The 568-nt window shown below is 47.4% G+C and carries 1 protein-coding gene; it reads right to left on the reverse strand.

The genetic code is table 11. The annotated features are described in order from the left end of the window. Positions 1-242 precede the first annotated feature (242 nt). A partial coding sequence (locus OB13_RS20785; protein ID WP_461492098.1) for a DinB family protein occupies positions 243-568 on the reverse strand: 326 nt, incomplete at its 5' end.

Consider the following 568-nt stretch of genomic DNA (forward strand, 5'->3'; position numbering starts at 1 on the left):
CTATAAAAGCACGGCTAAAAGTTGAAAAGTTTTCTATAAAACTGATCATATAATGAAGGCTCCTCGGCAGGAGGAGCCTTCATTATTTATATCTCATGTTAAATAGGTAGCTGTACTGGTTTATTGTCCTAACTAGCTTTCAAGACTACGGCAAGCTCCTCACCAGTTGGCTACAGTACTACGGGAGGATGCTGAAGATAGCACAGGAGCTGCCAGTTTCAAAATAGCTCATGTGCTGTTGTCTATAGGCCTTGCTCATCGGCACTTGGTCCGTAGCTACCCGGGATAGGAATGTTCAGCAGCCGCAGGTACAAGCCAAGCTGTGCCCTGTGATGGATTGTTTGCGCCAGCGCATGGCGGATGGTTTCATACTTCGACAGGGTCATGTACACAACAGTACCGTTACGCAACGTCCAAGGCTTTTCCAGTTGCTCTTCTGTTGCCTGCTCCATATCTGCTTTTGCCTTTGCCAGGTTCTTCTCGAACAGCGTTAAGAGCCCCTCTGTGTTATTTACATTCCCCGGATTGTAAGGGCTGGCAGCAAAGTCGAGTTCATCGGTTGTAACAG

It is taken from the genome of Pontibacter sp. HJ8, from assembly GCF_054824225.1.